This window comes from Oceanibaculum pacificum (genome assembly GCF_001618175.1).
In the GTDB taxonomy this organism is placed as follows: Bacteria; Pseudomonadota; Alphaproteobacteria; order Oceanibaculales; family Oceanibaculaceae; genus Oceanibaculum; species Oceanibaculum pacificum.
The window spans coordinates 1-9,079 of record NZ_LPXN01000027.1 but is presented as its reverse complement, the minus strand read 5'-3'; the positions used below and the strand labels follow the sequence as shown (position 1 = coordinate 9,079).

The 9,079-nt window shown below is 61.7% G+C and carries 10 protein-coding genes and 1 pseudogene; 9 read left to right on the top strand and 2 right to left on the bottom strand.

From position 1 onward, the window contains the following. Window positions 1-140: 140 nt before the first annotated feature. The gene (locus AUP43_RS02890) at window positions 141-566 is read right to left on the bottom strand and encodes a MerR family transcriptional regulator (protein ID WP_067552414.1); all 426 of its coding nucleotides are present in this window, start codon (window positions 564-566) and stop codon (window positions 141-143) included. Between the two features lie 79 nt (window positions 567-645). On the opposite strand from AUP43_RS02890, the gene lspA reads away from it, so the two are divergent. From lspA to AUP43_RS02845, 9 genes are all read left to right on the top strand, one after another. Continuing rightward, window positions 646-1,122 carry a signal peptidase II gene (gene lspA / locus AUP43_RS02885; protein ID WP_067552411.1) on the top strand — a complete coding sequence of 159 codons (477 nt, stop codon included), beginning with the start codon at window positions 646-648 and terminating at the stop codon, window positions 1,120-1,122. Continuing rightward, window positions 1,122-1,559: a disulfide bond formation protein B gene (locus AUP43_RS02880; protein WP_067552408.1), complete on the top strand. Its 438-nt coding sequence runs from the start codon at window positions 1,122-1,124 to the stop codon at window positions 1,557-1,559. Before lspA ends, AUP43_RS02880 begins: the two co-directional genes overlap by 1 nt. After that, complete coding sequence (locus AUP43_RS02875) at window positions 1,556-2,203, top strand: DsbA family protein (protein WP_157089207.1); 648 nt, start codon at window positions 1,556-1,558, stop codon at window positions 2,201-2,203. The genes AUP43_RS02880 and AUP43_RS02875 overlap by 4 nt, the downstream gene beginning before the upstream one ends. After that, entirely contained in the window at window positions 2,196-2,792 is a 597-nt protein-coding gene (locus AUP43_RS02870; protein ID WP_084462492.1) for an SCO family protein, read from the top strand. Before AUP43_RS02875 ends, AUP43_RS02870 begins: the two co-directional genes overlap by 8 nt. Continuing rightward, window positions 2,789-3,259, top strand: a complete 471-nt coding sequence (locus AUP43_RS02865) for a copper chaperone PCu(A)C (RefSeq protein WP_067552405.1) — start codon at window positions 2,789-2,791, stop codon at window positions 3,257-3,259. The genes AUP43_RS02870 and AUP43_RS02865 overlap by 4 nt, the downstream gene beginning before the upstream one ends. Then, window positions 3,256-3,864: an SCO family protein gene (locus tag AUP43_RS02860; RefSeq protein WP_067552402.1), complete on the top strand. Its 609-nt coding sequence runs from the start codon at window positions 3,256-3,258 to the stop codon at window positions 3,862-3,864. The genes AUP43_RS02865 and AUP43_RS02860 overlap by 4 nt, the downstream gene beginning before the upstream one ends. A gap of 3 nt (window positions 3,865-3,867) precedes the next feature. Beyond that, on the top strand, window positions 3,868-5,079 hold the full coding sequence (locus AUP43_RS02855; protein WP_084462491.1) for a M23 family metallopeptidase: 1,212 nt from the start codon (window positions 3,868-3,870) through the stop codon (window positions 5,077-5,079). A gap of 166 nt (window positions 5,080-5,245) precedes the next feature. Then, window positions 5,246-5,965, top strand: a complete 720-nt coding sequence (locus AUP43_RS02850) for a cytochrome c biogenesis CcdA family protein (RefSeq protein ID WP_067552396.1) — start codon at window positions 5,246-5,248, stop codon at window positions 5,963-5,965. 100 nt (window positions 5,966-6,065) lie between these two features. Then, the gene (locus AUP43_RS02845; protein ID WP_067552417.1) at window positions 6,066-8,189 is read left to right on the top strand and encodes a heavy metal translocating P-type ATPase; all 2,124 of its coding nucleotides are present in this window, start codon (window positions 6,066-6,068) and stop codon (window positions 8,187-8,189) included. A 31-nt stretch (window positions 8,190-8,220) separates the two neighbouring features. On the opposite strand, the pseudogene AUP43_RS19180 reads toward AUP43_RS02845, so the two are convergent. After that, window positions 8,221-9,079 (bottom strand): annotated as a pseudogene (locus AUP43_RS19180) (relaxase/mobilization nuclease domain-containing protein); the annotation flags it as partial.

Below are 9,079 nucleotides of genomic sequence, written 5' to 3'. Positions count from 1 at the left end.
GGCCGGGTCGATCGGATTTGTACCGGTAGGTCTTGGGATCGGGCGGGCGTAAGTGACACAGAGCCGATCATAGCACTCTGCACACTTATGGCGTGAGGCCAGCCCCTGACATCCATCTATTTCCCTGCCGCTCTGTGAACTCACAACCCGGCATGGCTCTTCGCTTCGCACTGTGAGTGATCGCTTAACACCTCGATGATCCGGCACTCGGAAATACTTCCGCCGCGGCATTGGACGATCATGCGGGACAATTCCTGTTTCAGCGCCTGAAGCTGATTCAGGCGCCGTTCCACCTGGCCGAGCTGTTCGACGGCAATGGCGTCGGCTGCCTCACAGGGGCGGTCGGGCTGATCCGAGAGGCTCAGCAGATCGCGGATGGCCGGTAAGGGAAACCCCAGCTCCCTGGCATGGCGTATGAAAGCCAGCCGTTCGACGGTCCGGGGCGTGTAAAGTCGCTGCCGGCCGGCGCTGCGGTCCGGCTCCGGAAGCAAGCCGATCTGCTCGTAATAGCGGATGGTTGGAACTTTCACCCCGGTTTCCTGGGCGACACGGCCGATAGAATACATAAACACCCTCTTGCACCTCTAGTTACTGGAGATATTAGCCTCCTGGCCGAATGACATCAACCGGAACCGGAGAAGAAGAATGCTTCAGCGGGTAGGCGCCGTAGCAACGATCTCGGCGTTTGCACTGTTCGTAGACCAGGCGGCGAAATGGCTGGCGCTAACCAAGCTCCCCGGCCCGGCGCGCGTCGTTGAGGTCACGTCTTTCCTGAATATCGCCATCGGCTTCAATACGGGGGTCAGCTTCGGAATGTTCGGCGGCTTCTTTGAGAGCCGACCGTTCCTTCTCGTTCTGTTGACCCTCGGCATCACCCTCATTCTCCTCATTTGGGCGCTGAGAACCCATTCGGCAGGCGAGCGCTCGGCGCTGGCGCTGATTGTCGGCGGCTCACTCGGGAATGTCGTCGACCGCTGGCGCCAGGGCGCGGTCACCGACTTCATCGATCTCCACTGGGGCGAATGGCATTGGCCGGCGTTCAACGGCGCCGACGTCTTCATCGTTACGGGCGCATTACTGCTGGTCGCCCGAGTTTTCCATTCCGACAGGGCGGAGGCGTGATGACGACCACTATCGACAAGTCAGCCGACAGCATCGGCTGGTTCTGTATGTTTGCCGCTTGGCTGATCACGCTGGCAGCGACGCTGGGAGCAATCTACATCGGCGAGATCCTGGGCCAGACGCCTTGCCAGCTTTGCTGGTATCAGCGAATCGCCATGTTCCCCCTGGCGTTGATTCTGGGTATCGCTTTCCTGAGGAACGATGGAGATGTCGGCCATTACGCCTTGCCGCTGGCGCTCAGCGGCGGCGGCGTGGCGCTCTGGCACAGCCTGCTCTATGTCGGTTGGCTGCCTACCGCCGTAGAGCCTTGCCGGGCAGGTGTCTCCTGCACTGGGGCGGAAATGACCTTTCTGGGACTGCCCTTGCCCATGCTGTCGCTGGGCGCCTTTTCCGCCACCGTCGTGCTTCTCCTTGCCGGAAGAAGGAAAAGCCAATGATCACCCGCCGCGCTCTGGTGCTCGGCGTCACCGCCGCCTCGCTGGCCGGCTTGGCCGCCGCCGCCCTGCTCGTCAGGCAGCGGGAGGAATTCAAGCCGCCGTCTCTGCCGCCCGACAGCCCCCTCATACGCGATCATTCGCCGGTGCTGGGACGAAAGGATGCGCCAGTCACTGTGGTTGAATTCTTCGATCCGGCCTGCGAAGCCTGCCGGGCGTTCCACCCTATCGTGAAGCGGATACTCCGCACCTATCCGGAGCAAGTCCGGATCGTGTTGAGATATGCCGCCTTTCACCAGGGTTCCGACGAAGCGGTGGGCATGCTGGAAGCTGCGCGGCTGCAAAACCTGTTTGAACCGGCGCTCGAAGCGTTGCTGGAGTCGCAGCCGGCCTGGGCGGCGCATGGCCGGCCTCGCCTGGATATCGCCTGGGACGCTGTCGCACGGATTGGTCTGGATGTGGAGCGCGCACGTCGCGAAAGAATGCTGCCGGGACTGGTCGCACGACTGAATCAGGATGCGGCCGACGCTACCGCGCTCGGCATCAGCCAGACGCCCACCTTCTTCATCAACGGGCAGCCGCTTTCCTCTTTCGGCATCGAACAGCTGCTGGAATCGGTTGCCTCGGAGGTACGGGGCCTTGACTAAGCTACGCATTCTTCTCTGGGTCGTGGCAGCGCTTGCCGGAATGGGTTTTCTTGGCCTCTACGCTTGGAAGACGTCCTTCCAAGATGATGCCCGTCAATCCGCCTTGGCCGCCATTCGACCCGACTATACCCTGACCGCCCATACCGGCGAGACGGTAACGGAACGTAACTATCTGGGGAAATGGCAACTCGTCTTCTTCGGCTTCACCCATTGCCCCGATATCTGTCCGACCACCCTGGCAGAGGTGGCGACGGTGATGGACGGACTTGGAGAGGCCGCGCGGAACGTTCAGCCGCTCTTCATCTCCATCGATCCAGAGCGGGACCGTCCAGCCGCGATGGCCGAGTATGTCGCGGCGTTCCATCCGGCGCTGATCGGCCTTACGGGAGAGCCGGAGGCCGTCGCCGAAGCCGCCCAGTCCTTTTACGCCTATTACGAGATGCAGCCGCAGAGTGACGCTCCCGACGGTTACACCATGTCGCACAGTTCGGCCCTGTACCTGTTGGACCCGAACGGTAGATTCGTCCACTTGTTTTCCTATGGAACGCCAGCGGCGGAAATTGTTGAAGACCTGAAGGAAAAACTATGAATACCGCATCGAAAGCTTTGTCCATCGCCCTTCTTGCCGGCTTCTTCTTCGCCGGCCCCGGAAAGGCGGAAAGCACGCAATTCGGCGATCTCAAGGTGGAGACGCCCTGGGCGCGAGCCTCGATAGGCACCGCCCGGCCGGCAGCAGCCTATATGACGATACGCAACGGCGGCAGCGCGACGGATCAACTGGTCGGCGTGGAATCGCCCGTTTCCGGCATGGCGGAAATCCACAAGGTCAAGACGAAGGATGGCGTGGTCTCCATGTCCCCCGCCGGTCCACTGCCTATCGGACCAGGCGAGACCGTCGCGTTGGCGCCAGGCGGCCTGCACGTCATGCTCATGAAGCTGCGGCAGCCGCTGGAGAAGGGCGCGCGTTTTCCACTGACGCTGACCTTTGAACGGGCTGGCAAGGTGACGGTCGACGTGCCTATCCATGGCGTCGGCGCGATAGCGCCGGAGAAATGATCCGGCGCAGATTTCTCCTTGGCGTGGCCGGCCTCGCTGGGCTGTTGGCCGCGACCCTTTTCGCCGGCTGGTGGCAGGTCGACGGCCCTGGCGCCCGCACGCCCCGGCTCTCCATAGCCGGCGGACCGCCGCCTCTCGCGCAGGCCGAGATGACGCTGACCGACCATGAGGGCCGCCGCACCAGTCCGGCGAGCTGGGTGGGCCGGCCGACCTTGCTGTTCTTCGGTTTCACCTACTGCCCGGATGTCTGCCCGACCACGCTATCCGATATAACCGGCTGGCTGGAGGCGCTGGGCGGGGAGGCGCGGGATATCAACGTCGCCTTCGTCACCGTCGATCCGGAGCGGGATACAGCGGAGGCAATGGCTGACTATGTCGACATGTTCCATCCGGCCATCGTCGGCTACACCGGCGCGCCTGACGAAATCAGGAAGACGGCCGATTTCTTCGGGGCGTTCTATAAGAAAGTCGAGACCGAGAGCGGTTATATGATGAATCACACCGCCACGGTCTTCCTGTTCGATGCGGCCGGCAATTTCCGGTCGACCATCGACTATCACGAGGCGCGTGAAATCGCCGTCCCGAAGATCAGGAAGGTTCTTTAGGTCATGAACCAGAGTCCGATATCGGGGCGGGTTTGCAGCCCTAGCTCCCAAACGATGATTTTTGTCGCGTTGTTGGCCATGTGGGGAATGGGCCTTTCGTTCTCGTCCCAGGCCGAAACCCACGGCCGACCGCCCGTCGCCGAAGCGGAGGAAAGATCGATTGTCGCAGCGCCGGGCGATACACTGGAAGCGATGTTGGGTCGCAGCGGCATCGGCAAGGCCGTTCAACGAGAAGCAATTCTCGCCTTCATGGCCGAATTCGACCCGACGGAACTGCGACCGGGCGATATATTGGCGATGCGCCTTTCTGCGGACGGCAGAAATGCCCTCCTGGGGATGTCGCTGACGACGCATCTCGGCATACAGATAGAAATTGCGTTTACCGAAAGCGCACAAGCCGAGCGGATGGAATCCGAACCGAGGAACGTCGAGCGCGTCGCCAAAGCTAAAATAGAGAGCAGCCTATCTGAAACGCTGGACACGATCGACGCTCCGAAACGGTTTGCCGTCGAATTGGCCGCACTTTTTTCAAGTCTCTATGACTTCCGCCGCGATCTTCGCCGTGGCAACGAAATCGCGATCATCTGGCGTGAGAGCGTCTACGAGGAAGGAGACGCGTTCGGCGAGCCGTCACTATCCTATGCGAGATTGGCGACAGAACGGAACGTACTCGAACTCCTCATATCGGATGAGGACAGCACCGCAGCGCTATACCGTGACGGTGCCCTCGTCCAGCGAATTCGGGCACCGGTCGAAGGAGCGAGATTATCCTCGATCTTCGGACGACGGAAGCATCCAGTTTACGGAAGCGTACGTCTGCATACCGGGGTGGATTACGAGGCTCCAGTCGGCACCCCGGTTTCCAGCACGGCTGACGGGCGGATCTCTTTCATTGGCCGGCTGGGGGGCTATGGCCGGGTCGTCGATATCGATCACGGCAATGGCGTGACGACCCGCTATGCCCATTTGTCGAGCTTTGCCGACGGCATGTCGAAACAGGCGCGGGTGCGAGCCGACCAGGTCATCGGGGCTGTCGGGGTCAGCGGTACGGCAACCGGGCCGAATCTTCACTACGAGGTGCGGGTCGACGGGCACCCAATCGATCCGCTTGCCGCGCCGATGCCGGCGCAACCGGCTATCGTCGCCAATCATCCCAGCGACATCCAACGCTTGACCGATTCGCGAAAATCTGTTGGTCCAGCAGACGGAGCATGAACCATGAGCAACAGATCGAGAAACCAGTCCCAGCGCAATTGGGCGATATTCTTCGCCTTGATTCTGCTGGTGATCATTTTTTACGCCGTAAGTGCCATCAAGATATCGGCCAATCTCGTGCAATAAGCGCGGTGTCGAGAATGCTCTTTATTCGAGAGTTAAGCTCATGGAGTTGAACCTGATAGGGGCGGCCTCCGCCCTCTTCGGGGGATTCGCTTCGTTCCTTTCGCCTTGTGTATTGCCTCTCGTTCCCGGATACATCGCCTATATCTGTGCGACCGGGAATGAGAACGGAAGCCCCGGCTCAACCCCTCGCCGCCTCTGGCTCGGCCTCTGGTTCGTCCTCGGCTTTTCCACGGTTTTCGTGCTGCTTGGGGCGGCGAGCAACCTGCTAAGCGATTTCCTACTCCAGTATCGCCGGGAGGCTAGCATTCTCGGCGGCGTGCTCATGGTCTGTTTTGGCCTGCTGACCCTTGGGGCCGTCACGCCGTCTTTTTTGCAACGGGATTGGCGTTGGCAGGGACAGTTGCCCGGCGGCAACCCTCTTTTCGCCTATTGTATGGGGCTGGCCTTCGCCTTTGGGTGGACACCCTGTATCGGACCCATTCTGGGCGCCATTCTTACGCTCACAGGCTCAGCGGGTTTGGACGGCACGTTATTGCTCGCAGCTTATAGCCTCGGGCTCGGCATGCCATTTCTACTTGCGGCCTTTTCTTACGACACGTTGCGATCCCGGATGAAGCGCTGGCGGCGCTTCACCCCTGTCGTCACGATTATCGGCGGTACGGGCATGATAGGGATGGGGGTACTGCTGCTGACCGGTCGGCTAACGGATATCGCGCTTTGGCTTTTGGAGACTTTCCCGATCCTTGCCCGGATCGGCTAGCCATCCACCCGACGCTGGGCACTAATTTTATCCTTGAATCTATAGTAACTATAGATCGTAGATTAATACAGGCCAATCCCGAAGTGGCATGAAGGTAACCATGAAGCCCTACAAATTGCGCGTCGATGGCATGGACTGCCCGTCCTGCGCCCTGAAGATAGAAAAAGCGTTGCAGCGCCTTCCTGGAGTGACCGGCATTAACGTCAACGTCCCGGCAGGAACTGTGGCCTTGCAACTTGACGAAGAACAGACCCCGAAGCACACGGTCAGAGACCGGATGGCAGCACTCGGCTACACGCCGACAGATGCGCCAGCCTCGGACAATGTCATTCCTCACAAACGCGAAAAAAGCCCCTGGTGGCAGGCTGAGAAGATACGGCTGGTTCTCTCCATCGCCGCCGTCTTCTTTCTGGCCTTTGTCACCGCATCGCTGATCCCGCATTGGGAGCGATGGATATATTCGGTAGCGGCGCTCGCCACTATCGTGCCTTTCGCGCGCCGGGCGCTTGCCGGAACCTTGTCCGGTTCGCCATTCACCATCGAAACCTTGATGACGGTCGCCGCACTCGGTGCGGTGGCGATTGGAGAGGCGGAGGAGGCGGCTGTCGTCATCTTGTTGTTTGCCATTGGAGAGATGCTGGAGACGGTTGCCGCCGGACGGGCACGGGCAGGTATCGAAAAGCTTATCGACCTCGTCCCTCGGATCGCATGGCGCGAGGCCGGCGCCGACGGCCGGACGGAAGAGGTGTCGGTCGGAAAGCTGGCGATAGGGGATATTGTCGTCGTGAGGCCGGGAGATCGGATTCCCTCGGATGGAACGGTTGCATCCGGGTCGTCCGAGGTAAACGAAGCGCCGGTTACCGGCGAATCGGTTCCAGTTCTGAAGGAGCCGGGTTCCAATGTCTATGCCGGCAGCGTCAACGCGAATGGCGAACTCCGCGTGGCGATCACACGTGTTGCCGCCGATAATACGATTGCCCGGATCATTCATCTCGTTGAGCAGGCACAGGAATCCAAAGCGCCCACGGCGCGGATGATCGACCGTTTTAGCCGTTGGTACACGCCCTGTGCGATGGTCGTCGCACTGCTCGTCATCCTCGTGCCGCCCCTCGCTTTCGGTGGCGATTGGGTGACATGGCTGTATCGCGGGCTGGCGACCCTGCTGATTGCTTGCCCTTGCGCTCTCGTGATTTCCACGCCGGCGGCCATCGCCTCGGGCTTGGCGGCCGGTGCGCGGCAAGGATTGCTGATCAAGGGTGGCGCTGCGCTTGAGACGTTGGGCAAGGTAAGAACCGTCGCCTTCGACAAGACCGGTACATTGACCTTGGGACGCCCTCGGGTGACCGACATCGTCGCAGTGGCTGGCACGGAGAATGATGTGCTGGCCAGAGCGGCCGCCGTCGAGCGCAATACCAGCCATCCGCTCGGCATCGCCATCGTCGAGGCAGCGGCCGAGCGCGGGATCGAGTTGCCCAGATCGTTCGGCGGCGGGGTTGCGACTCCGGGCAAGGCCGTCACGACAAGGCTGAAGGATGGCTTCGCCTCTGTCGGATCGCCCCGCTATGCGGCTGAACAAGGTCCTATGGCTCCCCTCCTGGAAAGCAGGATTCGCGAGTTGGAAAAGGAAGGCAAAACAGTCGTGGTGCTGTTCTCTGGCAAGACGGTCGAGGGCGCGATCGCTTTGCGGGACGAAGCGCGTTCCGATGCCGGCGAGGCCATCGCGCTTCTAAGCGGTCTCGGCATCAAGTCCGTCATGCTTACCGGAGACAATGCGCGCACAGCGGCTACTATTGCGGGCGAGCTTGGGCTGGAGGCGCATGCGGAGCTGCTGCCGGACGCCAAGTTGCAAGAGATCGGCAAATTGCGGCATGCCGGGGCCATTGCGATGGTCGGCGACGGCATTAACGACGCGCCGGCGCTCGCGGCGGCTTCCATCGGCGTGGCGATGGGCGGTGGAACGGATGTCGCGCTGGAGGCTGCCGATGCAGCGCTGCTGAACGATCGGGTCACCGGCGTCGCAGAATTGATCGCGCTGTCGAGGGCCACGCTGCGTAACATCTGGCAGAACATATCGATTGCGCTCGGCCTGAAGGCTGTCTTTCTGGTCACAACCCTGCTCGGTGTCACCACCCTCTGGATGGCAATTCTCGCCGATACTGGCGCCACGGTGCTGGTTACGGCCAATGCTTTGCGGTTGCTAACCCATAATAGCCGTGCCAACTAGCGCAAACAAATGCACCTGAGCAGCCTTGTTTCTATCGCTTCAGGCCTCTCCGCCGCTGCTTCCGCGTCTCCCTTGCCATCGGCTTCCGCTCCGGCTGCGCGGCTACCTTGCTCCGCTCCCGCACGGCCTGCCGCTGCTCGGCTCCCATCCGCGTGTAGCTTGCCACGTCACGGCGCAGGGCGATCAGCTCCTGGCGGTGCGCTTCCTTCGCTGTCTTGATCTCTCGTTGCAGCGCCTGCCGCTCGGCAAGCTGGCGCTGGATCAGGGCCTGCTTCTCCGTCTGGTCCCGCTGATAGGCGCGATAGGCGTCGCGCTCGTTCTCCCGCTTGATGCGTCCGTAGCGACCGGTCAGCCTGTCCCATAGTCCGCGCAGGCCAGGGGAGAGTCGGGCGGCGCGGTCTCTGGTTTCCTGGTCTCGGCGGACTTCCTGCCGGCGCTGGAGAGCCTGCCGCTCCTGGCGCTGCCGGCGTACCATATCGCGCTTATCTAGGCCGATGGCCGTATGCCGGTTTGCCGCTGTCTTTTCCGCCTCCCGGATATGCCGGCGCAGGGCGGCCGTCATCCGGGCGGCGATCTTCTCTTTCACCTGCTCGACTATTTCCAACTCGGCAGGATCGCCGAGCCGGGCGGCCACGTCCTTGCTTTTGATCCCAGCGGCGCGGGCGACGCTGTAGACCTCGCCATGCTGGTCCACCGCCACGAAACCGCGACGGTCGCCCTGCGCCAGGTGGAAGCCGCGCTCCTCCAGCGCCTGGGCGAAGGAAGTCCCATTGTCGGAGGCTACCCAGCATTGCCGGACCAGTTCCTTGACGGTGCGAGCGTCCAAGCCCGTCCGCTTGGCCTGCTGCCATTCAGCCAGGGTGAAGCCGGCCGGGTCGCGGCGGCTCTTG

Coding starts and splice junctions, on each gene's coding strand:
- AUP43_RS02890 (WP_067552414.1), bottom strand. CDS start 566: ATGTATTCTATCGGCCGTGTCGCCCAGGAAACCGGGGTGAAAGTTCCA.
- lspA (WP_067552411.1), top strand. CDS start 646: ATGCTTCAGCGGGTAGGCGCCGTAGCAACGATCTCGGCGTTTGCACTG.
- AUP43_RS02880 (WP_067552408.1), top strand. CDS start 1,122: ATGACGACCACTATCGACAAGTCAGCCGACAGCATCGGCTGGTTCTGT.
- AUP43_RS02875 (WP_157089207.1), top strand. CDS start 1,556: ATGATCACCCGCCGCGCTCTGGTGCTCGGCGTCACCGCCGCCTCGCTG.
- AUP43_RS02865 (WP_067552405.1), top strand. CDS start 2,789: ATGAATACCGCATCGAAAGCTTTGTCCATCGCCCTTCTTGCCGGCTTC.
- AUP43_RS02860 (WP_067552402.1), top strand. CDS start 3,256: ATGATCCGGCGCAGATTTCTCCTTGGCGTGGCCGGCCTCGCTGGGCTG.
- AUP43_RS02855 (WP_084462491.1), top strand. CDS start 3,868: ATGAACCAGAGTCCGATATCGGGGCGGGTTTGCAGCCCTAGCTCCCAA.
- AUP43_RS02850 (WP_067552396.1), top strand. CDS start 5,246: ATGGAGTTGAACCTGATAGGGGCGGCCTCCGCCCTCTTCGGGGGATTC.
- AUP43_RS02845 (WP_067552417.1), top strand. CDS start 6,066: ATGAAGCCCTACAAATTGCGCGTCGATGGCATGGACTGCCCGTCCTGC.